Raw genomic sequence first — 25853 nt, 5'->3', positions numbered from 1 at the left:
CGTCAGCGCTCGCCGCGACCGCCGAAGGTCTCGAGCAGGCGCTGGAGCGAGTCGACGCGCGCCGCCGGCAGACGGCCGTCCGCGACGGCCTCGTTGAGCGCGCAGTCAGGAGCGTCGGGAAGGTGTGTGCACCCGCGCGGGCACTCCTCGGCGGCGGCGTCGAGATCGGGGTACGCGCGCAGGATGTTGGCGGGATCGACGTGGCCGAGCCCGAACGAGCGGACGCCGGGGGTGTCGATGACCCAGCCCGTTCCCACCGCGTTCCGGTATCGGAGGGACACGGTGGACGAGGACGTGTGCCGGCCGCGCCCCGTCACCTCGTTGACGTGGCCCGTCGCGCGTCCGGCATCCGGCACGAGCGCGTTCACGAGCGTCGACTTGCCGACGCCGGAGTGCCCGACGAAGACCGTGGAGTGCCCCACGAGCGCCCGTCCGATCTCCGCGACGGGGACCTCTCCCTCTGCGCTGCGGAACACGCGCAGATCGTCGAGGCCGTCGAAGTGCCGGAGGAATCCCGCGGGATCGGCGAGGTCGGTCTTCGTCACGACGAGCAGCGGCCGCACGCCGGCGTCGAGCGCCGCGACGAGGTAGCGGTCGACGAGCCGCGGGCGCGGCTCGGGGTCCGCGGCCGCGACGACGAGGAGCATCTGGTCGGCGTTGGCGACGATCACGCGCTCGACCTGATCGGTGTCGTCGGCGCTGCGGCGCAGCAGCGACGTGCGCTCCTCGATCCCCACGATGCGGCCGAGCGTGCCCTCGCGTCCGGAGGTGTCGCCGACGACGCGTGCGAGATCGCCCGTGACGATGGGGCTGCGCCGCAGCTCGCGCGCGCGCGCCGCCGTGACCTCGTGCTCGTCGGGACCGTCCTCGTCCATGAGCACCGTGAAGCGACCGCGGTCGACGCCGAGCACGCGGGCGACGCGGGCGTCCTCATGGGCCGGACGGCGCTTTGTGCGCGGCCGGTTCGCCTTCGGGTTGGGGCGCACGCGCACGTCCGACTCGTCGAGCTCGTCGTCGACGTCGTCGGAGTCGTCGAGCCAGCTCACGCGGAGCCGCTCCCGGCATCCGTCTCCACGAGGGTCTCCCACAGCTGCACGAACTCGGGCAGCGTCTTCGCCGTGGCGCCGATGTCGTCGACGACGACGCCGGGCGTGCGCAGGCCGACGAGCGCGCCCGTGGTCGCGATCCGGTGGTCGTGGAACGCCCTCCACGTGCCGCCGTGCAAGGGACGCGGGACGACCCGGATGCCGTCGGGCAGTTCCTCGGCCTCGCCGCCGACGGCACGCAGGTTCTCGGCGAGAGCCGCGAGGCGGTCGGTCTCATGGCCGCGGATGTGCGCGATGCCGCGGAACGTCGACGGCCCGTCGGCGAAGGCCGCGAGACCGACGAGCGTCGGCGTCAGCTCGCTGACCGCCGAGAGGTCGAGGTCGACGCCCTGGATGTCCTTGCCCGCGGAGACGGTCAGCGCCCCCGCACGACGGCTCACACGGGCCCCCATGTGCGAGAGGATCTCCGTCAGCTGCACGCCGGGCTGCGTGGAGTGCGCCGGCCATCCCGTCACCGTGACCTGGCCGCCCGAGACGATGGCCGCCGCGAGGAACGGCGCGGCGTTCGAGAGGTCCGGCTCGATCGCGATGTCCTTGGCGCGGACGGGTCCGGCAGGGACGATCCACTCGCCGTGGCCCGCGCGCTCGACGAGCACGCCGCGATGGGCGAGGGACTCGACGGTCATGTCGATGTGGGGCACGCTCGGCAGATGATCGCCCACGTGGCGCAGCCGCAGGCCGACGTCGAAGCGGGGGGCCGCCAGCAGCAGGCCCGAGACGAACTGGCTCGACGCCGAGGCGTCGATGTCGACCTCGCCGCCGCGCAGGTGGCCGTGGCCGTGCACGCGGAAGGGGAGCGACCAGCGCCCCTCGTCGTCGATGTCGACGCCCAGGTCGCGCAGCGCCTTGATCATCTCGCCCATCGGCCGGTGCAATGCGCTCTCGTGCGCCGTGACGAGCACCTCGCCGGATGCCAGGCCCGCGAGCGGGGTGACGAAGCGCATGACGGTGCCGGCCTGACCGGAGTCGACCGTCCCGCCGCCGCGGAGCGGCGTGGCGGGCGTGACGTGCAGGTCGGGTCCGAACGGGCCGTCGCCCGGCACCTCCTCGATCCCGACGCCGAGCGCGCGGAGGGCGCCGACCATGCGGCGGGAGTCGTCGGAGTGGAGCGGATGGCGCAGGGTGCTCGGGCCGTCGGCGATCGCGGCGAGGACGAGCTCGCGATTGGTGAGGGACTTCGACCCCGGGATCGTGAGCGTCGCCCTCAGGGCGCCCTCTGCGGCGGGCGCCTCGTACGCGCCCTGCGTCCTGTTCGCGGCGACATGGCCGTCGGGGGAATACCCACGTGCACTCATCGCGTTCCAGCCTACTGAATGCATGAGAGGAGACGGATGTTCGCCACCCTTGCGAAGCCGCACGACGGGGTCTGGGACGACCCCCAGCTCGGCGTCGTCCGCACCCGCCTAGACTCTGCTTCCATGAGCGACGCACAGTCACCCTCCGACGCCTCCGCCGTGGCGGAGACGCGTGCGCAGTTCGAGGAGCAGGCGCTGCCGTTCATGGACCAGCTGTACGGCGCGGCGATGCGGATGACGCGCAATCCCGCCGACGCCGCCGACCTGGTGCAGGAGACCTTCGTCAAGGCGTTCGCGTCGTGGGGGTCGTTCACGCAGGGGACCAACCTCAAGGCGTGGCTCTACCGCATCCTCACGAACACGTACATCAACACCTATCGCAAGAGGCAGCGCGAGCCCTATCAGGGCACGATCGACGAGCTCGAGGACTGGCAGCTCGGAGGGGCGGAGTCGACGACCGCGGCGAGCAGCCGATCGGCGGAGGCCGAGGCGATCGACCGGATGCCGGCCTCCGTCGTGAAGGACGCGCTGCAGTCGATCCCGGAGGACTTCCGGATGGCGGTCTATCTCGCCGACGTCGAGGGCTTCGCCTACCAGGAGATCGCCGACATCATGAAGACCCCCATCGGCACCGTGATGAGCCGCCTGCATCGAGGCCGGCGGCTCCTGCGCGGGATGCTGGCGGAGTACGCGGCCGAACGAGGCATCTCGGCCGCCCGGACAGGAGTGGAGAAATGAGCGATTGCGGCTGCGACAAAGCGCGTCGTGACCTCGAGGCCTACCTTCGAGGCGCGATCGAGCTGTGCAAGACCCAGCACACCGACATCAAGGAGCACATCGACAGGTGCCCCAGCTGTCAGGACGAGGTCCTCGTCGAGCGCACGCTGACCGAGGCCATCCAGCGCTCCTGCCGCGAGGAGGTCGCGCCGGAGCAGCTGCGCGACCACGTGCTCGCACAGCTGCGGGCCGCTCATACGGTTTCCTGAGCCGATCCTGATCCCGGCGGTGCGGGGCACGCGGCCGCCGGGTGGACAATGGACAGCGTGGAAGAGCTCTTCGTCCTCCTGCTGGTGGTCGTCACCGCATTGGCATTCGACTTCACCAACGGTTTCCACGACACCGGCAACGCGATGGCGACGTCCATCGCGACGGGCGCTCTGAGGCCGAAGGCGGCCGTCGCGCTCTCCGCGGTCCTCAACCTCGTCGGGGCGTTCCTGTCGATCGAGGTCGCGAAGACCGTCGGCGGCGACGTCGTCGATCTGAACCAGGCGCGGGGCGAGGAGCTCATGCTCATCGTGTTCTGCGGCCTCGTCGGCGCGATCATCTGGAACCTCGTCACCTGGCTCTTCGGGCTCCCCTCGTCGTCGAGCCACGCGCTCTTCGGCGGTCTCGTCGGCTCCGCGCTCGTGTGGGGCGCCGCAAGCGGCGTGAACGGCGTCGTGTGGGCGGGCATCATCGGCAAGGTGCTCATCCCGGCGCTGCTGTCCCCCGTCATCGCCGCGCTCATCGCGGCGGTCGGGACGTGGTCCGTCTACCGGATCACCGCGCGCCTCCCCGGGGAGAGGACCGAGAAGGGCTTCCGCTGGGGCCAGATCGGCTCGGCGTCGCTCGTGTCGCTCGCACACGGGACGAACGACGCGCAGAAGACGATGGGCGTGATCTTCCTCGCCCTCATCGCCTACGGCGCCGTCAGCCCGGAGGACGACGTGCCCTTCTGGGTGAAGCTCACGTGCGCCGTCGCGATCGCCCTGGGCACCTACCTCGGCGGATGGCGCATCATCCGCACGCTGGGCAAGGGGCTCGTCGAGCTCTCCGCGCCGCAGGGAATGGCCGCGGAGACGTCCAGCGCGGCGATCATCCTCACCTCGAGCCACCTCGGCCTGCCGCTCTCCACGACACACGTCGCGACGGGCTCGATCCTGGGGACGGGCGTCGGCCGCAAGGGCGCGGAGGTGCGCTGGAAGCTCGCCGGGCGGATGGCGATCGCATGGCTCATCACGCTGCCGGCGGCCGCCGTGGTGGGCGGGGCGTGCTGGTGGATCGGCAGCGCCTTCGGCGGAGTGACGGGCGTGCTCATCGTGTTCGCGCTCCTCGTCGCGCTGTCGGCGTTCATGTTCTGGCGCTCGAAGCAGAACGCGGTCTCGCACCGCAACGTCAACGACGACTGGCAGCCCGCACCCGTCACGGTCGACACCGTGAACGTCACGAGTGTCGTCACGGCGGGGAAGTAGCGCGCATGGGCATCGATCTCGGCGGCATCCTCGGCTCGATCGCGCAGGTGCTCGTCGCGGGCCTCCTGCTCGGCGCCGGGCTGCCGTCGCTCTTCGCGCTCGGCGTGCGTCTGCTGACGGTGGCGCCGGAGCCGGGGGCGCGCGGTCTCTCGCCCGCGCGTGCCGGGGCCTGGGCCTGCTTCGGCCTCTGCCTCGCGGCGGCGCTCCTCGGCATCGTCGTGATCGTGTTCGGCAAGCAGATCTTCGGCGGCTGAGGACCGGGCGGGCGGACACGGCACGGGCGCCGGCCGTCGTCCGTGCGGAGGGACGGCCGTCGCCCGCGAGCCTGCTCAGCGGCGCACGGCGGCGGGGCGCGTGTCCGAGGACTCGGCGGCCTCGATCTCGCGGACGAGCGGGATGACGGTGCGTCCGAAGGCCTCGAGCTCCTCCTGGAAGTGCAGGAAGCCGAGGAGCAGGAGGTCGACGCCGCGCCGGCGGTACTCGACGATCCGCTCGGCGACCTGCTCCGGTGTGCCGATGAGGCGCGTGCGGAACCCGTCGTTGTACTGCACGAGGTCCTCGAGCGACGAGTCGGCCCACATGCCCTTCCCGTCGCGCGTGGAGGCCCCGGCCTCCTGCACGCTCTTGCGGAAGCCCTCGACGCTCTTCGCGTCGGCGTGCGCGATGATCTCGCGCAGCTGCTCCTCGGCCTCCTTCTCGGTGTCGCGGACGATCGCGAACCCGTTGAGCCCGAAGCGCACGCGACGCCCGTGCTCCACGGCGACGCGGGTGACGTCGTCGAACTGCTCCGTGAACCCGTCGAAGTCCTTGCCGTTGGAGAAGTACCAGTCGGCATGGGCGCCGCCGTTGAACCGCGCCGCGGTCGAGTTCCCGCCCTGGAAGATCTCCGGGTGCGCGCGGCCCTCGACCGGATAGGGCCCGGGCCGGAGCGTGAAGTCGTTCACGCGGTAGAAGTCGCCGTGGAACCGCACGTTCTCCTCGGTCCACAGCCGCCGCAGCACCGCGATGAACTCCGCCGAGCGGCGATAGCGCTCGTCGTGCTCCAGCCAGGGGAGACCGAGCTTCGTGTACTCGTCCTTGAACCAGCCGCTCACGACGTTGACCGCGGCGCGACCGTGCGAGAACTGGTCGGCGGTGAGGATGAGCTTCGCGAGCACGGCCGGCTCCCACAGGCCCGGATGGACCGCGGCGATGACTGTGAGGCGTTCCGTCGCGAGGAGCAGCGCGAGCGATGTGGCGGTCGACTCGTGCTGCTGTGCGGCCCCGTAGCTCGAGAGGTAGCGGACCTGGCTGAGCGCGTACTCGAAGCCGACCTCCTCCGCCGTGCGCGCGAGCCTCACGTTGTAATCGAGGTCGAAGGATGTGCGCTGCTCCACCGTCGAGATGACGAGCCCTCCGCTGACGTTCGGCACCCAGTACGCGAACTTCAGCGGATCGCGCAGGTTCTCCGGCTCTGCTCCCATGGGATTCCTCCTCGTCTCCGGGCGGTTCGTGCCGTCCAGTACAGCACCCGACGGGGGCGCACGTCGGAGGATGACGAATCATTTCCGGCGTCGCCCCGACGGCGTCCCGCCTCGCCGTCGCGAACGGGGTCCGCCCGCGCGTGCCGCCGCCGGACCGGCCTCCGCGTCGCCGCACGTAGGCTGAACGGGTGAGCACCATCGACCCGCGCGCCGTCCCCGCCGACACGACCTCCCAGGACCGCCTCGCGAAGGCGGGTCTCGACTACCGCGTGGTGGACGGCTCCGATCGCGCGGCGCTGGCGCGCACGCTGCAGGCCGTCTCGCGCGGATTCCTCGGGCCCGAGGTCGACGAGCAGTCGATCGCGGAGCAGCACGAGCAGCTCTCCGACCGTCGCTACGTCGGCGTCTTCGACACGTCGGTCGCTCAGGCCGACGTGCCCGTGGCGACGGTCGACTCGTGGGTCACGCCCCTCACGGTGCCGGGCGGCGAGATCGACATGTGGGCGATCAGCGGGGTGACCGTGAGCGCCACCCACCGGCGCCGCGGCATCGCGCGCGCCATGCTGGAGGGAGAGGTGCGCGCGGCCGCCGACGCGGGCCTCGCGATAGCGGGTCTGACCGTCACCGAGACGACGATCTACGGCCGCTACGGCTTCGGACCGGCGATCCCCGTCAGCTCCTGGACGATCGACACGCGTCGCGCCGGATGGGCGGGGTACGAGCCGCGGGGCCGGCTGGAGTTCGTCTCACGCGAGCAGCTCGCGCACGACCTCGGCAAGGTGCACGAGCGGGGTCGCGCGCGGCGCGCGGGCGAGATCGCCGGATGGCCGCGGCGCTGGCGGCAGCACGCGGGGCTCTCGACCTCGGTGAAGGACGGCGACGCCGTGCGCGGCGTGCGGTACCGCGACGCCGACGGCGTCGTCCGCGGGGCGATGGCCTATCGCGTGACGGAGGACGAGCGCGACTTCGCCCTGTCGCGCCTCGCCGTCCGGCACCTCGCCGCCGAGACGCCCGACGCGGCGGCGGCCCTGTGGCGCTTCGCGCTGCAGCACGATCTCGTCGCGGAGGTGACGGCCGAGCTCCGCCCCGTCGACGACCCCGTGCGCTGGCTCGTCCGCGACGAGCGGGGCGCGGCCCAGACCGTCCGGGACCACGGATGGCTGCGCATCCTCGACGTGCCGCGCACGCTGGAGGCGCGCACGTACTCCGCCCCCGTCACGACGACGTTCTCGGTGACCGACCCGCTCGGGCTCACGACGGGCTCGTGGCGGCTGGAGGTCGGCGCCGACGGGCGCGGACGGGTGTCGCGGGCACCGGGCGCCGACGCGGACCTCCGCCTCGACGTCGCGCAGCTGTCGTCGCTGTACCTCGGAGGGACGCCCGCGACGGGGCTGCTCGCGGCCGGTCGCGTCGCGGGCGACCCCGCGGTCGCCGCGGACCTGGACGTGGCGCTCCGCCCGCCCCAGCCGCCGACGCTCGGCATCTGGTACTGAGCCGCGCCCATCCGCATCCCCGGGTCGTCCGCATCCGGCCCCGTATCACCAGCATCCGCCCTTGGTCGGTCGTCGGCGCCGGAGATCCCGTGAACGCCGGACCGTATCGCGCCAAATCATCCGGCGTTCGCGGGATCTCCGGCGTTCGGGGGGCGAGGCATGGCCGGGCCTCGCGGCACCTGCGCCGGTGAACGCGAAAGCGGCCGGTCGGAGAGACGACCGGCCGCTTTCGTGCGAACGTCAGGCGAGGGCGCGCGCGAGCAGGTCGGCCTGCTCGACGGCGTGGATCTTCGACGAGCCCGTCGACGGCGCCGCCGCCGCCGGACGCGACACGACCGACACCGTCCGGCCGAGGCGGCCGGCAATCTCGAGCGAGATGAACGGCCAGGCGCCCTGGTTCTCCGGCTCGTCCTGCACCCAGAAGACCTCCGCGTCGGGGTACTCCGCGAGGACGGCCTGGAGCGCCTCGACGGGCGCCGGGTAGAACTGCTCCACGCGCACGAGGGCGATCGCGGGGTTCGGCTTCTTCTCCAGCTCGCCGCGCAGATCCCAGTGGATCTTCCCGGCGTGGAGGAGGACCTTCTTCACCGCCGACCGGTCGATGCCGCGCTCGTCGTCGAGGACGGGCTCGAAGCGGCCGTTCGCGAAGTCCGCCACCTCGCTCGTCGCGCCGCGCAGGCGCAGCATGGCCTTCGGCGTGAAGACGATGAGCGGCTTGCGCGGGCGGGCGTAGGCCTGTCGGCGCAGGAGATGGAAGTACGACGCGGGGGTCGACGGACGGGCGACGATCATGTTGTCCTGCGCGCACAGCTGCAGGAAGCGCTCGATCCGGGCGGACGAGTGGTCCGGCCCCTGTCCTTCGTAGCCGTGGGGGAGGAGGAGCACCACGCCCGACTCCTGGCCCCACTTCTGCTCGGCCGCCGAGACGTACTCGTCGAGGACCGACTGGGCCCCGTTGACGAAGTCGCCGAACTGCGCCTCCCAGAGCGTGAGCGTGTTCTCCGCCTCGACGGAGTAGCCGTACTCGTACGCGAGGGCCGCGTACTCGCTCAGCAGCGAGTCGTAGACCCAGAAGCGCCCCTGGCTCTCCGAGAGGTTGACGAGCGGCAGCCACTCCTGGCCGTTGACCCGGTCGTGGAACGCGGCGTGACGCTGCACGAACGTTCCGCGGCGCGAGTCCTGGCCGGCGAGGCGGACGTTCGTGCCCTCGAGCAGGAGCGAGCCGAAGGCGAGCAGCTCGCCGAACGCCCAGTCGACCTTGCCCTCTCGGCTCATCTGCACGCGCTTGTCGAGAAGCTGCTGCAGCTTGGCGTGCACGCTGAAGCCCTCGGGCTTGTTCGCGTGCGCGTCGCCGATCTGGTGGATGACCTCCACCGGCACGCCCGTGGTCTCCGGGGCGCCGACGACGGTCTCGTCGGGGGCATCCGGCGTCACGACGGCGTTCGCGCCGGTCTCGGCCGCATGCGTCTCGGCGAACGCGACCTCGAGGCGGTTCTGGAAGTCGGCCTTCGCCTGCTCGTACTCCTCCTCGGTGATGTCGCCCCTGCCGACGAGCGCCTCCGTGTAGAGGCGGCGCACCGAGCGCTTGGCCTCGATGAGGTTCGTCATGAGCGGCTGCGTCATCGACGGGTCGTCGCCCTCGTTGTGGCCGCGGCGGCGGTAGCAGATGAGGTCGATGACGATGTCGCGGTGGAAGCGCTCGCGGTACTCGAACGCGGTCTCCGCGGCGCGGACGACCGCCTCGGGGTCGTCGCCGTTCACGTGCAGGATGGGCGCCTGGATGGACTTCGCCGGATCGCTCGCGTAGTGCGAGGTGCGGGCGTCCTGCGGGAGCGTCGTGAAGCCGACCTGGTTGTTGACGATGATGTGCACGGTGCCGCCCGTGCGGTACCCCCGCAGCTGCGACATCTGCAGGGTCTCGAGGACGACGCCCTGGCCCGCGAAGGCGGCGTCGCCGTGCACGAGGATGGGCAGCCAGGAGAACGTCGCGATGGGGCGGCGGTCCTGCTTGGCGCGGGCGATGCCCTCGAGCACGCCGTCGACGGTCTCGAGATGGGAGGGGTTCGCCGCGAGGAGGACCTCGAGACCCGACCCGTCGTCGGAGGTGAAGGTGCCCTCGGTGCCGAGGTGGTACTTCACGTCGCCGGAGCCGCGCTTGTTCCCGGGCAGGGCGCCCTCGAACTCCTGGAACACCTCGCCGTACGCCTTGCCGGCGATGTTCGTGAGCACGTTGAGGCGGCCGCGGTGCGGCATGCCGATCGCCGCGCCCTCCAGGCCCGCGTCGGCGGCGCCCTGCAGGATGCGGTCGAGGAGGGGGATGAGCGACTCCCCGCCCTCGAGGGAGAAGCGCTTCTGGCCGACGTACTTCGTCTGCAGGAAGGTCTCGAACGCCTCGGCCTCGTTGAGCTTGCGGAGGATGCGCAGCTGCTCGTCGTGGTCGGGCTTGACGTACTTGACCTCGTGCCTCCGCTGGAACCACTCGCGCTGCTCGTAGTCGGCGATGTGCATGTACTCGAGGCCGGTGGTGCGGCAGTACGAGTCGCGCAGGACGCCGAGCACGTCGCGCAGCTTCATCTGCCGCTTGCCGCCGAAGCCGCCCGTGACGAACTCGCGGTCGAGGTCCCAGAAGGTCAGCCCGTGCGACTCGATCTCGAGGTCGTGGTGCTCGCGCTGGACGTACTCGAGCGGGTCGATGTCGGCCATGAGGTGGCCCCGGACCCGGTAGGAGTTGATGATCTCCTGCACGCGGCTCGTCTTGTCGATGCGCTCGGAGAGGTCGACGGCGACGTCGGGGTTCCAGCGGATGGGCGCGTACGGGACGCGCACGGCCGCGAAGACGCCCTCGTAGAAGCCGCGCTGGCCGATGAGCAGCTCGTGCACCTTCTTCAGGAACTCGCCCGAGCCCGCGCCCTGGATGACGCGGTGGTCGTAGGTGCTCGTGAGGGTGATCGTCTTGCCGACGGCGAGCTCATTGAGCGTGCGCGGGCTGGAGCCCTGGAACTCGGCGGGGTACTCGAGGGCGCCGGCGCCGATGATGCAGCCCTGGCCCTTCATGAGACGCGGCACGGAGTGCACGGTGCCGATGCCCCCGGGGTTCGTCAGCGACACCGTCGTGCCGGCGAAGTCGGCTGCCGTCAGCTTGTTCGCCCTGGCCCGCTTGACGAGGTCCTCGTACGCGTCGAGGTACTCGGTGAAGCTGAGGGTGTCGGCCTTCTTGACGCTCGGCACCATGAGCGCGCGCGAGCCGTCGGGGCGAGGCAGGTCGATCGCGATGCCGAGGTTGACGTGCGCCGGCGCCACGACCGACGGCTTGCCGTCGATCTCGGCGTAGAAGACGTTCTGGCTCGGGAACTCCTTGAGCGCCTGGATGAGCGCCCAGCCGATGAGGTGCGTGAAGCTCACCTTGCCGCCGCGAGCGCGCGCCATGTGGTTGTTGATGATGATGCGGTTGTCGATCAGCAGCTTGGCCGGGATGGTGCGGACGCTCGTGGCGGTCGGGACGGTCAGCGACTCGTCCATGTTCTTCGCGAGCGTCTTCGGCAGGCCCTTGAGCGCCGTGACCGTGTCCTCGTCGGTCTCGGCGGGCTTCTCGACGGTCGGGTTCGGCCTCGTCACCGGCTGGTCGGCGGGGATGGGGGCGGGGGCGGCGGGCCGGGCGGTGGTGCGCGCGACGGGCTGCTGCCCGACGACGGGGATGGGCGCCGTCGGCGGGTTCGCGGAGGCTCCTGGCGGGGTGGGCGCTGCGGCGGATCCCGACGCGGCCGCGCCGTACGCCTCGAGGACGGGCCACCACTCCTTGTCGACCGCGTTCGGATCGACCTTGAACTGCTCGTAGAGCTCTTCGACGAGCCATTCGTTGGCCCCGAACTCGCCCTCGCTCGATGATGCACCAACGCCCGTCACCTGGCTTGACACGGCAGGATCGCCCACTTTCATCCCTGAATCGATGGCGCGCATGCTCCCGAGACGGACTCCCCCCGAACCGGACCTCCCGAGACGGACTCGCCGCACCGGGAGGATGCGCGTGCGTTCGGGGAACCAGCCTAGCTCAATCGCCGCCCCCTGAGCCGCGACGCGGCGCGCCCCGGGGCGTTCCGGAGGCGGGACCGGGACGACACGGTCCAGGGCGCGGCACTACCGTGGGCGGCATGGAATTCATCGGCCAGCCCCCTTCGGTCGACCTCACCTACTCCGACGTCTTCCTCGCGCCGCGCAGGTCGGGCGTCACGAGCCGTCTGCAGGTCGATCTCGCACCCGGCGACGGCACGCCGGCGACCATCCCGATCGTGTCGAGCAACATGAACTCCGTCACCGGCCCCCGCCTCGCCGCGGCGCTCGCCCGCCGCGGCGGGCTGGGCGTGCTGCCGCAGGACATGCCGCTGCAGCTGCTCGACGAGGCCATCCGCTGGGTCAAGCGCCAGCCCGTGCGGTGGGAGACGCCGATCGTCGCCGGTCCCGGGACCACGGTCGAGTCCGCCCGGCGGCTCCTGCCCGCGCTCGAGGGGCACGGCATCGTCGTGGGGCGCGAGCCGGGACCGGACGGGCGTCTTCCCGACGTGGCCGACATCCTAGGCGTGCTGCCGGCGACGCGCCTGGCCACGGCGCTTCCCGACGCGCAGCTCGGCGACCTCGTGCGCGGGCCGTCGCCGTCGATCGACGCCGACGACGTGACCGACGCGCGCCACGCGTTCGACCTGCTCGTCGAGGCCGGCCTCGACATGACGACCGTCGTGCACCAGGGCGCGCTCGTCGGAACCGTCACGCAGCGGGGCGCGCTCCGCTCCACGCTGTACCGGCCCGCGGTCGACGCCGCGGGCCGCCTCGCGGTGGCCGCCGCCGTCGGCATCAACGGCGACGTCGAGGCGAAGGCGACGGCGCTGGCCGCCGCGGGCGTCGACGTGCTCGTCGTCGACACCGCGCACGGCCACCAGGAGGGGATGCTGCGCGCCCTCGCGATCGTGGCGGGCCTGGGGCTCGGCATCCCGGTCGTCGCCGGCAACGTCGTCACAGCGGAGGGCGTGCGGGACCTCGTGTCCGCGGGCGCGACCATCCTCAAGGTCGGCGTGGGCCCCGGGGCGATGTGCACGACCCGCATGATGACCGCGGTCGGGCGGCCGCAGTTCTCCGCCGTGCTCGAGACGGCCGAGGCCGCACGCGAGCACGGCGCGCACGTGTGGGCGGACGGCGGGGTGCGCTATCCCCGCGACGTCGCGCTCGCGCTCGCGGCGGGCGCGGCCAGCGTCATGATCGGGTCGTGGTTCGCCGGCACGATCGAGGCCCCCGGCGGCCTGCGGGCCGACGACGACGGCCGTCTCTACAAGGAGTCGTGGGGGATGGCGTCGACGAAGGCCGTGCAGGAGAGGTTCGGGCGGCTGGACGCGTACGAGCGTGCGCGCAGGGAGCTCTTCGCGGAGGGGATCTCGTCGTCGCGCATCTACCTCGATCCGCTCCGGCCCGGGGTGGAGGACCTCGTCGACATGATCACCTCCGGCGTCCGCTCGTCGTTCACGTATGCGGGCGCCGCGACCGTCCCCGAGTTCCACGAGCGCGCGCACGTCGGCCTGCAGTCCGCGGCCGGCTACGAGGAGGGGAAGGCCCTCCCCGTCAGCTGGTGACGGGGAGCCAGGGCGGGGGAGCGTGCGACCGCCTCCGGCGCGCGGTACTCGACGTCCCGAGCTCCGGCCATCACCCGCTGCGCCTCACGCGATCCGGCACGGGCAGCGGGGAGGCGGTGGGACGGCACCTCCTCGGCCATCCCGACGACCGCGCGACGCCGACCGGTTCGATGCCGCGATCGCCGCGCGGCGCATCCGCATCCCCGTCCTCGTGGGGGCGGCGCTGTGCGACCCGTCGGTCGATCCGCGCGGCCGGTTCGCCGTCTCCCACGCGCTCGGAGGGCCGAGACGGCTGTCGGTGCGCGAGTCGGGCCATCTCGACGGCGCGGTCGCGGAGGCCGCCGAGGCGCGGATCCGGCGGCACGCGGCGGAGTCCCTCGCCGTCGCCGACATCGGGACGATCCCCGAGCTGCGCTGAGCGTCCGGGAAGGGTCCCCCGCCGCTTCAGCGGCGGCGCGTGCGCTCCGTGGCGTCGTGCACCTCGCCGACGAGCTCCTCGATGATGTCCTCGAGGAACAGGACGGCGGTCGTCTCGCCCTGCGCGTCGCGCACGCGGGCGAGGTGACGGCCCGCGCGGCGCATGATCGCGAGCGCGTCCTCGAGGTCGGTCGTCTCCTGCACCGGCACCATGTGGTGGATGCGCTTGGCGGGGACGGGCTGTGCCGCCTTCTCGTCCGCGTCCTCGCCCCCGGCGGCGCGCAGGATGTCCTTGAGGTGCACGTATCCGACGGGATCGCCCTCCTCGTCGATGATGACGTACCGCGAGTAGCCGTGCTTCGCGACGGCGCGCTCGACCTCGTCCGGCGTCACCCGCTCCGGCAGCGTCACGATGCGCGCGAGCGGCACGGCGACGTCCTTCGCCTTCTTGTCGGTGAACTCCACGGCCGCGGTCACGGTGCCCGCCGCGTCGGCGAGGACGCCCTCACGACGCGACTGCGCGACGATCGTGGCGACCTCGTCGAGGGTGAAGGTCGACGCCGCCTCGTTCTTCGGCTCCACGCGGAACAGCCGCAGCACGGCGTTGGCGATCCAGTTCAGGGCCCAGATGACGGGGTGGAAGACCTTCGACACCCACACGAGCGGGGGCGCCAGCAGCAGCACGGCGCGGTCGGGGATGGAGAAGGCGATGTTCTTCGCCACCATCTCGCCGAACACGACGTGCAGGTACGAGACGAACACGAGCGCGATGACGAACGCGACGGTGTCGACGAGCGCCTCCGTCATCCCGGTGAGGCCCAGCGGCACCGCCAGCAGATGGTGGAGCGCGGGCTCGGAGACGTTCAGGATGAGCAGCGAGCAGATCGTGATGCCCAGCTGCGAGGTGGCGAGCATGAGCGTCGCGTGCTCCATCGCGAACAGCGCGGTCTTCGCGGCGCGGGACCCCTTCTCGGCGAGGGGCTCGATCTGCGAGCGGCGTGCGGAGATGACGGCGAACTCGCCGCCGACGAAGAAGGCGTTCGCGAGCAGCAGCACGACGAGCCACGCGAGGCCTGCCCAGTCGCTCATCGTCGTCCCTCCTCGTCGTCGGCGCCTTCCGGCAGCGGGTCGGGCGCGAAGCGCACGCGGTCGACCCGGCGGCCGTCCATCCGCTCCACCGTCAGCGTGCCCTCGTCGACGCGCACGGCGTCCCCCACGGACGGGACGCGCTCGAGCACGCTCATGATGTAGCCGCCGATCGTGTCGTACGCGTCGTCCTCGGGGACCTCGACCGCTGCGCGATCGCGCAGCTCGTCGGGACGCAGCTGCCCGGGGAAGGTGACGGAGTCGCGGTGGCGCACGACGCCGGCGAGGCGCCTGTCGTGCTCGTCCGAGACCTCGCCCACGATCTCCTCGACGAGGTCCTCGAGTGTGACGACGCCCGCGGTCCCGCCGTACTCGTCGACGACGACCGCCATCTGGTAGCCGCCCGCGCGCAGCTCCGCGATGAGCGCGTCGAGGTGCACCGTCTCCGGCACCCGGAGCGGCTCGTTCGCGAGCGCGGCCGCGGGGACCTCGCCCCTGCGCGACCTCGGCACGCCGATCGCGGCCTTGAGGTGCACGACGCCGACGATGTCGTCCATCGACTCGTCGTAGACGGGGAAGCGGCTGTGGCCCGTCTGCCGCGCGAGCTGCACGACCGCGTCGGCGGAGTCGCCCGCGGCGACGGCGTGCACGCGCGGGCGCGGCGTCATGACGTCGGCCGCGCTGTGACGGGCGAAGGTGAGACTGCGGTCGAGGAGCGTGGCGGTGTCCTCCTCGAGCACGCCGGCGAGCGCCGAGCGGCGCACGAGGCTCGAGAGCTCCTCGGCCGACCGCGCCCCCGAGAGCTCCTCCTTGGGCTCGATGCCCATGGCGCGCAGCACGCCGTTCGCGCTTCCGTTGAGGACGGAGATGATGGGGCGGAACACCGCCGTGAACGCGATCTGGAACGGTGCGACGACCTTCGCCGTCGCGAGCGGCAGGGCCAGGGCGAAGTTCTTCGGCACCAGCTCGCCGACGATCATCGACAGGACGGTCGCCACCGCCATCGCCACGACCGTGGAGATCGGGGCGACGACGCCCTCGGGGATGCCCCACGAGGTGAGGACGGGCCGCAGCAGGCTCGAGAACGCCGGCTCGAGGGTGTATCCGGTCAGCAGGGTCGTCAGCGTGATGCCGAGCTGGGCGCTCGAGAGATGCGTGGAGGTGTGGCGGAGGGCGCGGATCGTCAGCGCGAGACGGGTCTCGCCGCGTGCCTCCCGCGCCTCGAGCTCGGCCCGGTCGAGGTTGACGAGGGCGAACTCGCTCGCGACGAAGAGGCCGGTGCCGATCGTCAGGACGAGCCCGACGCCGATGAGGACGTAGTCCATCAGTCATCGCCTCCGAGGACCGCGGAGGGCGGGCAGTGGGGCGATCGTCGGTAACTCGGAGGGTCGTCCATCGTGCGCCTCAGCATACGGCACCCGCCCGTGGCCGTCGCGCGGATCAGCGCGGCCGGGGGCGCTCCCGATACGCGCGGACGTACTGCGGCGGCCACAGCGCCGCCGGGTCCTCGTGCAGCTCGCCCGCCGCGCGCAGCGCGAAGTGCGGGTCGCGCAGGAACTCCCTCCCGGCGAAGACGGCGTCGGCCTGACCGTCCTGGAGGATCCGCTCGGCCTGCTCGCCGCTCGTGACGATGCCCACCGCGGCGGTCGGAGCGCCCGTCGCCTCGCGCACCCGTGCGGCGAACGGGACCTGGTATCCGGGGCCGGTCGAGATCCGCTGATGCGCGACGAGCCCGCTCGACGAGACGTCGAACAGGTCGGCGCCCGCGTCCCGCGCCCAGCCCGCCACGGTCGCGACGTCGTCGACCTCGAGCCCTCCCGGCGCGGAGTCGGTCGCGGAGAACCGGACGAGCACGGGAACGGCCTCCCCGACCTCCGCGCGCACGGCGCGGACGACCTCGAGCACGATGCGCGCGCGGTTCTCGAGCGAGCCGCCCCAGCGGTCCTCGCGCTCGTTCGACAGGGGGGAGAGGAACTCGTGCAGCAGATAGCCGTGCGCGGCGTGCAGCTCGACCAGGTCGAAGCCGGCGTCGACGGCACGGCGAGCCGCCGCGCGGAAGTCGGCGATCACGCGCAGGATCCCCGGCTCGTCGAGGGCGGCCGGCACCGCGAATCCCTCGTACGCGATCGCCGACGGCGCGACAGCGGTCCATCCGCCCTCGGCCGCCGGCACGCTGCCCTGTCGTCCGGCGAAGGGCCACCACGTCGACGCCTTCCGGCCGGCGTGCGCGAGCTGGATGCCCGCCGCCGCGCCGCGCGCGTGGACGGCCGCGACGACGGGGGCCCACGCGTCGCGCCGGGCGTCGTCCCAGATGCCGGTGTCGCGCGGCGAGATGCGTCCCTCGGGCGAGACGGCCGTGGCCTCGCTCACGACCAGCCCCGCGCCGCCCGACGCGAACTGCGCGAGGTGCACGTGGTGCCAGTCGCCGGGGAAGCCGTCCTCGGCGCTGTACATGCACATGGGCGAGACCCACAGCCGGTTCCGGAAGGTCGTCTCGCGGATGGTCAGCGGGCTGAACAGCAGGCTCACAGGGGTTTCCGTTCCGTTGGTGCGCGTGTGCGCGACGAGTAGGGTGTGCACATGCCGGGAGGACACGCATCGCGCTCCGAGGAGTGGACGGCGCGTGACGCCGCGGGCGTCTTGCGGACGCCAACGGCGCGAGACCACAAGTATTCCCGAGGCGTCGTCGTGTTGCGCACGGGGTCGTCCGCGTACCCCGGCGCCGCCGTGCTGTCGGCCGAGGGCGCGTGGCGCGCGGGCGTCGGGATGGTGCGCTGGGACGGCCCGTCGGAGGTCGCCGGGCTCGTGCTGCAGCGTCGTCCGGAGACCGTGATCGGTCCCGGACGGGCGGATGCGTGGGTCGTGGGCTCCGGCGTGGACGCCCGCACCAGGGGCGAGGCGGAGACGCGACGGCTGCGGTCGTTCCTGCGCGAGGGCGCTCACCCGACCGTGCTGGACGCCGGCGCGCTCGATCTCGCGGCGGAGGCGGCGGGGCCCATCGTCGTGACGCCGCACGAGGACGAGCTGCGCGAGGTGCGCATCCCCCTGGGCTTCGGCATCGACGACGTGGAGGACGATCCGCTCGCGCCGCGCCTGCACGGCCCCTTCCGGGAGCGGCTGCTCGTCGTGCGCGAGACCGCCGTGGCGCTCGGCGGCGTCGTGCTGCTGAAGGGCTCGTCGACGATCGTCGCGACGCCCGGCGGATGGTGGACGGCCGTCCGGGCGGGGACGCCCTGGCTCTCCACGGCGGGCACGGGCGACGTGCTCGCCGGTGCGATGGGCGCCGTGCTGGCGGGGGCGGCGGCCGGCGCGCGTGTCGCGGGACGGAGGCTCGACGCCGAGGAGCTCGGGCCGATCGCCGCGACGGCCGCGTGGCTGCACGGCACGGCGGGACGCATCGCGGCGGGCCAGGCGACGGAGGACGTCGCGGGGACGGACATCCGCGGCGCGGATCGCGCGGCCGGTCCCCGAGGGGCCGTCGCCGATGCCCCCGCCGCGGCATCGGGTCGTCCGATCACCGCCCTCGACGTCGCCGCGGCGCTGCCGGCCGCGTTCGCCGCCGCGTTCTCCGCGTAGACGGGACGCATCCCGGCTCGGCGGGGGCGATGCGACCGGGCGGGGTCCGTAGGATGGGCGCGTGCCGAGGCGGATGCTGCTGTGGATCGCGTTCGCGGTCGTCCACGTCTGGGTGGCGGCGGCCGGCTGGTGGATGCCGAACCAGCCCATGGGCGACGTGAACCTCGTGTACGAGACCTGGTCGACGCGGGCTCTGTCCGGCGAGGGGATCGTCGGGGTCACCGAGGCGTGGGTCTACCCGCAGCTCGCGCTCGTGCCGATGCTGCTCACGCACCTCCTCTCCGGGATCGCCGGCTACAACGTCGGGTGGGCGCTCCTCGTGACGCTGCTCGACGCGCTCGCGTTCCGCATGCTCGTCGGAGACGGGCGCTCGCGCTCGCGCAGGCGGGCCGCGTGGTTCTGGCTCCTCTTCGCGGCGCTGCTCGGGCCCGTCGGCATGTACCGGCTCGACGCGATCACGGTGCCGGTGGCGATGGCCGGGCTGCTGCGGCTCGCCACGCGCCCGGCCGCGGCCGCGGCCCTGCTCGCCGCGGGGGCCTGGATCAAGGTCTGGCCCGCGGCGCTCGCGGCCGCGGCCTTCGTCGCGATGCGCCGCCGCGGCCGCGTCCTGGCGGGCGCGCTCGTCGCCAGCGCCGTGGTCGTGGTCGTGGTCGTGGCGGCGGGAGGCGCGGCGCGCCTGTTCGGATTCGTCACGCTGCAGACGGGGAGGGGGCTTCAGCTCGAGGCGCCCGTCAGCACCGCGTACCTGTGGGGGACGATGCTGCGCCTGCCCGGATGGTGGGTCTTCTACGACACGGACATCCTCACCTTCCAGGTCACGGGCCCCGAGGTCGACACGGTGATCTCGCTCATGACGCCGCTGCTCTTCCTCGTCATCGCCGTCATCGCCGCGCTCGGGTACGCGAAGGCGCGCCGGGGCGCGTCGTTCGTCGTGCTCTTCCCGCCGCTCGCCCTCGCGCTCACGCTCGCCTTCATGGTGTGCAACAAGGTCGGCTCGCCCCAGTTCCACGACTGGCTCATCGCGCCGCTCGTGCTGTGGCTCGTCGTCGACGCGCGCAGGGCGCGGGGTCCCGCGGCGATCGCCCTCGCATGCGCCGCGCTGACCCAGCTCGTCTACCCGCTGCTCTACACGGGGGTCATGTTCGCCGAGCCGGTCGCCGTCGTCGTCCTGACGCTGCGCAACGCGCTGCTCGTCGTCCTGCTCGTCTGGACCGTCGTGCGGATCGCGCGGGCGCCCGTCCGCGCGCGTGCGAGCGCCGCGGCCGAGCTCTCGCCATCCTGATCCATCCGCCATCCGCCATCCGCCATCCGAAGGGAAATCCCATGCTCCTCGCCTTCTCCGTCGCCCCCTCCGGCGGCGACGACCCGGACGGCTCGGTGCACGACGCCGTCGCCGCCGCCGTCCGGGTCGTCCGCGACTCCGGCCTGCCGAACAGGACGACGAGCATGTTCACCGAGATCGAGGGGGAGTGGGACGAGGTGTTCGACGTCGTCAAGCGGGCGACCGAGGCCGTCGCCGCCTTCGGACCGCGGATCTCGCTCGTCATCAAGGCCGACATCCGAGCCGGCTACGAGGGCGAGATCGACGGGAAGGTCGAGCGCCTCGAACGTGCGATCGAGGACACCCGCGACGAGCGTCCCTGATCGCCCGTAGAATCGGTCGGTGACCACCACCTCGACCCCCACGTCGAGGGGTGCGGCGATGTGGGCGCTCCTCTCGCTCGCCGTCGGCGCCTTCGGCATCGGCATGACCGAGTTCGTGTCGATGGGCCTGCTGCCCGGCATCGCCGGCGACCTGCTGCCGCAGGTGTACGCGGAGAGCCCGGAGGAGGCCCTCGCACAGGCCGGCATCCTCATCAGCCTCTACGCGCTCGGCGTCGTCGTGGGGGCCCCGACGATCGTCGCCTTCGTCTCTCGCTATCCGCGCCGCCGCGTGCTCATCGCGCTGGCCCTGGCGCTCCTCGTGTTCAACGGCCTCACGTTCGTCATGCCGACGTTCGGGCTGGTGGGGCTGTCGCGCTTCCTGTCCGGTCTCCCGCACGGCGCCTACTTCGGGATGGCCGCCGTCGTCGCCGCCGACCTCTTCGGCGCGGAGAGGCGCGGCAGGGCGATCGCGATCGTCATGAGCGGCCTCACGATCGCGAACGTCGTGGGCGTCCCCGGAGGCACGCTCCTCGGCCAGCTGATGGGATGGCGCGCGGCCTACCTCGTCGTCGCCGTGGTCTTCCTCGTCGCGCTGCTGATGATTGTGCTCTTCGTGCCGGCCCGGCCCGGCGACGCGGGCCGCACGGCCCGGCACGAGCTCGGCGTCTTCCGCATCCCGCAGGTGTGGTTCACGATCGCCGTCGGCTCGATCGGCTTCGGCGCGTTCTTCGCCGTGTACAGCTACGTGGCCACGCTCGTGACGGAGGTCGCGGGGGCGGAGGAGCGGGTCGTCCCGATCGCGCTCGTCTCGATCGGCCTGGGGATGACGATCGGCAACTTCCTCGGCGGCGTCCTGGCCGACATCAGCGTGCGGCGCACGCTCGTCTACGGCCTCGCGGCGCTCGCCGCGGCGGCGGCGCTCGTGGGCGTCGTGTCGCATGCCGTCGTGCCGCTCATCGTCGGGCTGTTCGTCTTCGCGACGGTGTCGGCGACCGCCACGCCGACCGTGCAGCTGCGCCTGCTCGACGTCGCGAAGGAGCATCAGGCGATCGGCGCGTCGCTCAACCACTCGGCGCTCAACATCGGCAACAGCCTCGGCGCGGCCCTGGGCGGTGCGGTGATCGCCGCGGGATGGGGGTACGCCGCACCCGTCTGGCTCGGCGTCGTGCTGTCGCTCATCGGCGTGGCCATCGCCGTGACGGCCTTCGCCGTCGAGCGCCGCGGCGACGCCCGTCCGCCCGCCGAGGTCGACGGACTCTCTTCGGAGGGGCCCGGCACCTCGCCCATCCCGACCGCCTGACGCCGCAGCGCGGCACAGGACGTCGATCCGCACGGCGGAGCGGCGGCGCATAGGGTCGGAGGGTGACCGTCGACCGATGCGCCTGGGTGCGCGATGCCATCCGGCTGCTCGAAGCCGACGCCAATCGCAACGCCGACACCCACCTGCACGTCTTCCCGCTGCCGGCGGAATGGGGCATCGACCTCTACCTCAAGGACGAGTCCGTCCATCCGACGGGGTCGCTCAAGCACCGGCTCGCGCGCTCGCTCATCCTGTACGGTCTCGTCAACGGCCGCATCGACGAGGCCACGACGCTCGTGGAGGCCTCGAGCGGATCGACGGCCGTGTCGGAGGCGTACTTCGCCCGCATGCTCGGGCTCGACTTCGTCACGGTGATCCCGCGCGGCACGAGCCGCGAGAAGATCGAGCTCATCCAGTTCTACGGCGGCCGCTGCCATGTGGTCGACGACCCCGCCACCATGTACGACGAGGCCCAGCGCCTCGCGGACGAGGCGGGCGGGCACTACCTCGACCAGTTCACGTTCGCCGAGCGGGCCACCGACTGGCGCGGGAACAACAACATCGCCGAGAGCGTGTTCGAGCAGCTCGCGGCCGAGCGGCACCCCGTCCCGAGCTGGATCGTCGTCGGCGCCGGAACGGGCGGCACGAGCGCGACCTTCGGGCGCTACGTGCGCTATCGCCGCCATCCCACGCGCATCGCCGTGGTCGACCCCGAGAACTCCGCGTACACCGCCGCGTGGCGCACGGGACGCCTCGACCACACGACGGGCGTTCCGAGCCGCATCGAGGGCATCGGACGTCCGCGCGTCGAGCCGTCGTTCGTCCCCGGCGTCATCGACGAGGTGCTGCCGATCCCCGACGCCGCCTCCCTCGCGGCCATCCGGCTGCTGAAGGATCGCACGCTCCACTGGGCGGGAGGATCGACGGGGACGAACCTCGTGGGCGCGTTCCGGCTCATCGCGCGGATGATCCGGGCGGGGGAGCACGGCAGCGTCGTCACGCTCATCTGCGACGGCGGCGCGCGCTACGCCCGCACCTACTACGACGACGCGTGGGTGGCCGAGCAGGGCTTCGACCTCGCTCCGCACCGCGAGCGGATGGAGCGCTTCCTGTCCACGGGGGAGTGGAGCTGACGGGTTCGCCACGACGTCGCTGGGAGAATGTGCAGGATGGCCGCCCGGCGACGCCGCGCGCATAGTCTCGGAGGATGGACGCCATCTACACGACAGAAGCACTCGCGACCGGAGCCGGACGGAACGGGCAGGTCGCCGTCGCGGGGACGGACCTCGCCTTCGACCTCGCGATCCCGAAGGAGATGGGCGGATCGGGCGACGGTGCGAACCCCGAGCAGCTCTTCGCCGCGGGCTACGCCGCCTGCTTCCACTCCGCGCTGCAGGGCGTCGCGCGCTCGCAGAAGGTCTCGATCGAGGGCTCCTCGGTCGGCGCCCGCGTCTCGATCGGCTCGAACGGGGAGGGAGGCTTCCAGCTCGCCGTCCAGCTCGAGGTCGTCATCCCGGAGCTCGACCACGAGACGGCGCAGTCGCTCGCCGACGCGGCGCACCGGGTCTGCCCGTACTCCAACGCGACGCGCGGCAACATCGAGGTGCTCGTCACCGCGACCGACGACTGACCTCCGGGGCCTTATGGCCCGCTCCCACATGCCTTGAATGACGAATTCGACCCGGTTTGCAGCGGCGACCGGGTCGAATTCGTCATTCGAAGGTCGATCGCGGCCGGTGGCCGTCGTCCGCGCAACGCGGGCCCGGCTATGCGGCGAGGAGGCGTCCGAGGTGGTGGGAGACGGCCTCCGTCTCGATGAGGAAGCCGTCGTGGCCGAAGTCGCTGTGCAGCACCACGGCCTCCTGCCCGTCCAGCGTGTCCGGCACGCTGCGCGCGATGCGATGCTGCCCCTCGACGGGGAAGAGGCGGTCGCTGTCGATCCCGAGGACGAGCGTCCGCGCCGTCACGTGCGAGAGCGCCTCCTCGACCCCGCCGCGGTCGCGTCCGACGTCGTGCGAGTCCATCGCCTCCACGAGACGGATGTAGCTGTTCGCGTCGAAGCGCCGCGTGAACTTGTTGCCGTGGAAGTCGAGGTACGACTCCACGGCGAAGCGACCGCCGTGGCCGATCGGGTTCACGCCCGACTGCCAGGAGCGCTGGAAGCGCTGGTTGAGCTCGGTGGGGCTGCGGTAGTTCAGCAGCGCCATGCGGCGGGCGAGGGCGAGGCCGCGGTGCGGGCCCTCGCCCGGCGCGGCGTCGTAGTACTCGCCGCCGGCGAACCGCGGGTCGATCTCGATCGCCTCGATCTGCACGGAGTTGAGCGCGATCTGGTCGGCTGTGTTGATCGGCGGCGACGAGAGGATCGCGAGCCGCTCGACGCGCTCGGGCTGCCCCACGGCCCACTCCAGCGCGTGCATCCCGCCCATCGACCCGCCGACGACCGCGGCCCAGCGGTCGATGCCCAGCGCATCCGCGAGCCGGACCTGCGCGGCGACCTGGTCGCGGATGGTGAGGTACGGGAAGCGGGCTCCCCAGGCCTCGCCGTCGGGGTGGACGCTCGCGGGGCCCGTCGATCCCTGGCAGCCGCCGAGGACGTTGGGGGCGATGACGAAGAAGCGGTCCGTGTCGATCGCGAGGCCGGGGCCGACGAGGTCGTCCCACCACCCGGAGGTCGGATGCCCGGGGCCAGCGGGGCCGCTCACGTGGCTGTCGCCCGTGAGCGCATGGAGGATGAGGACGGCGTTGTCGCGCGCCGGGCTCAGCTCTCCCCAGGTCTCGTACGCGAGGCGGAAGCCCGGGAGGACCGAGCCGCTCTCGGTGCGGAGCGCGCCGAAGGCGGCGAACGAGCGCCCGCCGGCGGGGTCGCCGTCGCGCCACGCGCCCGTCGCGGGGGGCCGCCCGGCCATGGACCGGGCATCGGCCTCCGTGACGGGAGCGGAAGGCACCGTGTCCTCGGAGATCTGCCAGTCCATCCGTCCATTGTCCCGTGCCGCGACAGCCGCCCGGGACACTGTTACGTGTCGGCGCGAGAATCCCGCGACGCATCGAGAATCCGCGTCCGCGTCGACGATCCGTCCGCCGCCGGCATTCTCGCGGCGTACCTGGATTCTCGCGTCGGCGCGCCCCGCGCTCGCACACAGATGCCCCGGCCTGTACTCAGCCCGGGGCATCCGAAGAGCGGTGCGGGTCAGACGCGCGCCGCGGCCGCCGTCTCCCGTGCGGCCGTGAGCGCCTGCTCGAGGTCGGCCTTGAGGTCGTCGACGCTCTCCAGGCCGACGGACAGGCGCACGAGGCCCGGCGTGACGCCGCTCGTGAGCTGCTCCTCGGGGGAGAGCTGGGAGTGGGTCGTCGAGGCGGGATGGATGACGAGCGAGCGCACGTCGCCGATGTTCGCGAGGTGGCTGAACAGGCTCAGCGAGTTCACGAACGTCCGGCCGGCGTCGACGCCGCCCTTGAGCTCGAACGAGAGCACGGCGCCCACGCCCCTGGGCGCGTAGCGGTTCGCGAGCGCGTACCAGGGCGAGGAGGGCAGGCCCGAGTAGTACACCGTGGCGACGTCAGGGTGGCTCTCGAGCCACTCCGCGATCTCCTGCGCGTTCTGCACGTGGCGCTCGATGCGCAGCGACAGCGTCTCGATGCCCTGGATGAGCTGCCATGCGCTCTGCGGGGCGATCGAGGAGCCGAGGTCGCGCAGCAGCTGGACGCGTGCCTTGGTGATGTAGGCGAGCTCGTCGCCCACGGCCGCCGTGTAGCTGGCTCCGTGGTACGAGGGGTCGGGCTCGGTGAGGCCGGGGAACCGCTCCACGTTCCGCGCCCACGGGAAACGGCCGCCGTCGACGAGGACGCCGCCGATGACCGTGCCGTGCCCGCCGAGGAACTTCGTGGCCGAGTGCACGACGATGTCGGCGCCGAACTCGAAGGGACGGATGAGGTAGGGCGTCGCGATCGTGTTGTCGACGATGAGCGGGACGCCGCTCTCGTGCGCGATGTCGGCGACCGTCCGGATGTCGAGGACGTTGATCGCCGGGTTGCCGATGGTCTCGGCGAAGAAGAGCTTCGTGTTCGGCCGGACGGCCGCGCGCCATGCGTCGGGGTCGTCCTGGTTCTCGACGAAGCTGACCTGGATGCCGAGGCGGCCGAGCGTGTACTTGAAGAGGTTGTACGTGCCGCCGTAGATCGAGCTCGAGGAGACGATGTGATCGCCGGCCTGGGCGATGTTCAGCACGGCGAACGTCTCGGCGGCCTGACCGCTCGAGACCAGCAGCGCGCCCGTGCCGCCCTCGAGGGCGGCGACGCGCTGCTCGACGACGTCCTGCGTCGGGTTCTGGATCCGCGTGTAGATGTTGCCGGTCTCGGCGAGGGCGAAGAGGTTCTTCGCGTGCTCGGCATCCTTGAAGACGTACGACGTCGTGTTGTAGATCGGCGTGGCACGTGCCCCCGTCGCCGGGTCGGGCTGGGCGCCGGAATGGATCTGCTTCGTCTCGAAGCGCCAGTTCTCGGTCATGGGTGTCTCCTGGTCTTCCGATGCGGCTCGCGTCGTCTGGGGCGCCCGGCACCGGGCACGCAAGCGACAGTACGGGGGCGGGGGAGGAGGGGCAACGCGCGGGAAACGGGGCGTCACATCCGG

General features: G+C 72.2%; 22 protein-coding genes. 13 read left to right on the top strand and 9 right to left on the bottom strand.

Annotation, left to right across the window (positions count from 1 at the left end; translation table 11 throughout):
- Positions 1-2 precede the first annotated feature (2 nt).
- Both rsgA and aroA read right to left on the bottom strand, forming a co-directional pair.
- Entirely contained in the window at positions 3-1046 is a 1044-nt protein-coding gene (gene rsgA / locus N8K70_RS12440) for a ribosome small subunit-dependent GTPase A (protein ID WP_317138662.1), read from the bottom strand.
- On the bottom strand, positions 1043-2401 hold the full coding sequence (gene aroA / locus N8K70_RS12435) for a 3-phosphoshikimate 1-carboxyvinyltransferase (protein ID WP_317138661.1): 1359 nt from the start codon (positions 2399-2401) through the stop codon (positions 1043-1045). Before aroA ends, rsgA begins: the two co-directional genes overlap by 4 nt.
- A gap of 123 nt (positions 2402-2524) precedes the next feature.
- Between aroA and N8K70_RS12430 the strand changes: the two genes are divergently transcribed.
- The 4 genes from N8K70_RS12430 to N8K70_RS12415 are packed head-to-tail and all read left to right on the top strand — an operon-like array spanning position 2525 to position 4886.
- Positions 2525-3139, top strand: coding sequence for a sigma-70 family RNA polymerase sigma factor (locus N8K70_RS12430; RefSeq protein WP_317138660.1), 615 nt, complete (start codon positions 2525-2527; stop codon positions 3137-3139).
- A complete protein-coding gene (locus N8K70_RS12425; protein WP_317138659.1) occupies positions 3136-3387 on the top strand; it encodes a zf-HC2 domain-containing protein in 252 nt (83 codons plus the stop codon). Before N8K70_RS12430 ends, N8K70_RS12425 begins: the two co-directional genes overlap by 4 nt.
- Positions 3388-3435: 48 nt before the next feature.
- The gene (locus N8K70_RS12420; RefSeq protein WP_317138658.1) at positions 3436-4632 is read left to right on the top strand and encodes an inorganic phosphate transporter; all 1197 of its coding nucleotides are present in this window, start codon (positions 3436-3438) and stop codon (positions 4630-4632) included.
- Positions 4633-4637: 5 nt separating this feature from the next.
- Complete coding sequence (locus tag N8K70_RS12415; protein ID WP_317138657.1) at positions 4638-4886, top strand: hypothetical protein; 249 nt, start codon at positions 4638-4640, stop codon at positions 4884-4886.
- 75 nt (positions 4887-4961) lie between these two features.
- Here N8K70_RS12415 and sfnG read toward each other — a convergent pair whose 3' ends face one another.
- The gene (gene sfnG / locus N8K70_RS12410) at positions 4962-6095 is read right to left on the bottom strand and encodes a dimethylsulfone monooxygenase SfnG (protein ID WP_317138656.1); all 1134 of its coding nucleotides are present in this window, start codon (positions 6093-6095) and stop codon (positions 4962-4964) included.
- A 188-nt stretch (positions 6096-6283) separates the two neighbouring features.
- Here sfnG and N8K70_RS12405 point away from each other — a divergent pair, with 188 nt between their 5' ends.
- Positions 6284-7588 (top strand): GNAT family N-acetyltransferase, encoded by a 1305-nt coding sequence (locus tag N8K70_RS12405; RefSeq protein ID WP_317138655.1) that lies wholly within the window; start codon positions 6284-6286, stop codon positions 7586-7588.
- Between the two features lie 240 nt (positions 7589-7828).
- Here the strand turns inward: N8K70_RS12405 and N8K70_RS12400 are convergent, their stop codons facing one another.
- Positions 7829-11503, bottom strand: coding sequence for a multifunctional oxoglutarate decarboxylase/oxoglutarate dehydrogenase thiamine pyrophosphate-binding subunit/dihydrolipoyllysine-residue succinyltransferase subunit (locus N8K70_RS12400; protein ID WP_317138654.1), 3675 nt, complete (start codon positions 11501-11503; stop codon positions 7829-7831).
- Between the two features lie 233 nt (positions 11504-11736).
- On the opposite strand from N8K70_RS12400, the gene guaB1 reads away from it, so the two are divergent.
- A complete protein-coding gene (gene guaB1 / locus N8K70_RS12395) occupies positions 11737-13203 on the top strand; it encodes a GMP reductase (RefSeq protein ID WP_317138653.1) in 1467 nt (488 codons plus the stop codon).
- Positions 13204-13414: 211 nt separating this feature from the next.
- Positions 13415-13621, top strand: a complete 207-nt coding sequence (locus N8K70_RS12390; RefSeq protein ID WP_317138652.1) for a hypothetical protein — start codon at positions 13415-13417, stop codon at positions 13619-13621.
- Between the two features lie 26 nt (positions 13622-13647).
- Here the strand turns inward: N8K70_RS12390 and N8K70_RS12385 are convergent, their stop codons facing one another.
- From N8K70_RS12385 to N8K70_RS12375, 3 genes are all read right to left on the bottom strand, one after another.
- On the bottom strand, positions 13648-14709 hold the full coding sequence (locus N8K70_RS12385) for a hemolysin family protein (protein WP_317138651.1): 1062 nt from the start codon (positions 14707-14709) through the stop codon (positions 13648-13650).
- Positions 14706-16031 carry a hemolysin family protein gene (locus N8K70_RS12380; RefSeq protein ID WP_317138650.1) on the bottom strand — a complete coding sequence of 442 codons (1326 nt, stop codon included), beginning with the start codon at positions 16029-16031 and terminating at the stop codon, positions 14706-14708. The genes N8K70_RS12385 and N8K70_RS12380 overlap by 4 nt, the downstream gene beginning before the upstream one ends.
- 115 nt (positions 16032-16146) lie before the next feature.
- A complete protein-coding gene (locus N8K70_RS12375; protein ID WP_317138649.1) occupies positions 16147-17235 on the bottom strand; it encodes an NADH:flavin oxidoreductase/NADH oxidase in 1089 nt (362 codons plus the stop codon).
- Positions 17236-17286: 51 nt separating this feature from the next.
- Here N8K70_RS12375 and N8K70_RS12370 point away from each other — a divergent pair, with 51 nt between their 5' ends.
- From N8K70_RS12370 to N8K70_RS12345, 6 genes are all read left to right on the top strand, one after another.
- Positions 17287-18282 (top strand): ADP-dependent NAD(P)H-hydrate dehydratase, encoded by a 996-nt coding sequence (locus tag N8K70_RS12370; protein ID WP_317138648.1) that lies wholly within the window; start codon positions 17287-17289, stop codon positions 18280-18282.
- A 61-nt stretch (positions 18283-18343) separates the two neighbouring features.
- Positions 18344-19564 (top strand): hypothetical protein, encoded by a 1221-nt coding sequence (locus N8K70_RS12365; RefSeq protein WP_317138647.1) that lies wholly within the window; start codon positions 18344-18346, stop codon positions 19562-19564.
- Positions 19565-19605: 41 nt separating this feature from the next.
- Positions 19606-19926 carry a thiamine-binding protein gene (locus N8K70_RS12360; protein WP_317138646.1) on the top strand — a complete coding sequence of 107 codons (321 nt, stop codon included), beginning with the start codon at positions 19606-19608 and terminating at the stop codon, positions 19924-19926.
- Between the two features lie 58 nt (positions 19927-19984).
- Positions 19985-21226, top strand: a complete 1242-nt coding sequence (locus N8K70_RS12355) for an MFS transporter (RefSeq protein ID WP_394357839.1) — start codon at positions 19985-19987, stop codon at positions 21224-21226.
- A 62-nt stretch (positions 21227-21288) separates the two neighbouring features.
- Positions 21289-22359, top strand: a complete 1071-nt coding sequence (locus N8K70_RS12350) for an L-cysteine desulfhydrase Cds1 (protein WP_317138644.1) — start codon at positions 21289-21291, stop codon at positions 22357-22359.
- A 74-nt stretch (positions 22360-22433) separates the two neighbouring features.
- Positions 22434-22856 carry an organic hydroperoxide resistance protein gene (locus tag N8K70_RS12345; RefSeq protein ID WP_317138643.1) on the top strand — a complete coding sequence of 141 codons (423 nt, stop codon included), beginning with the start codon at positions 22434-22436 and terminating at the stop codon, positions 22854-22856.
- 136 nt (positions 22857-22992) lie between these two features.
- Here the strand turns inward: N8K70_RS12345 and metX are convergent, their stop codons facing one another.
- Both metX and N8K70_RS12335 read right to left on the bottom strand, forming a co-directional pair.
- Positions 22993-24198, bottom strand: a complete 1206-nt coding sequence (metX, locus tag N8K70_RS12340) for a homoserine O-acetyltransferase MetX (protein ID WP_317138642.1) — start codon at positions 24196-24198, stop codon at positions 22993-22995.
- A 215-nt stretch (positions 24199-24413) separates the two neighbouring features.
- Positions 24414-25847 carry a bifunctional o-acetylhomoserine/o-acetylserine sulfhydrylase gene (locus N8K70_RS12335; protein ID WP_317138641.1) on the bottom strand — a complete coding sequence of 478 codons (1434 nt, stop codon included), beginning with the start codon at positions 25845-25847 and terminating at the stop codon, positions 24414-24416.
- Positions 25848-25853: the final 6 nt, after the last annotated feature.

The organism is Microbacterium sp. AB (assembly GCF_032878875.1).
GTDB lineage: Bacteria > Actinomycetota > Actinomycetes > Actinomycetales > Microbacteriaceae > Microbacterium > Microbacterium betulae.
Note: the sequence above shows the minus strand (reverse complement) of the source record. Positions and strands in the feature narration are given on the sequence as shown.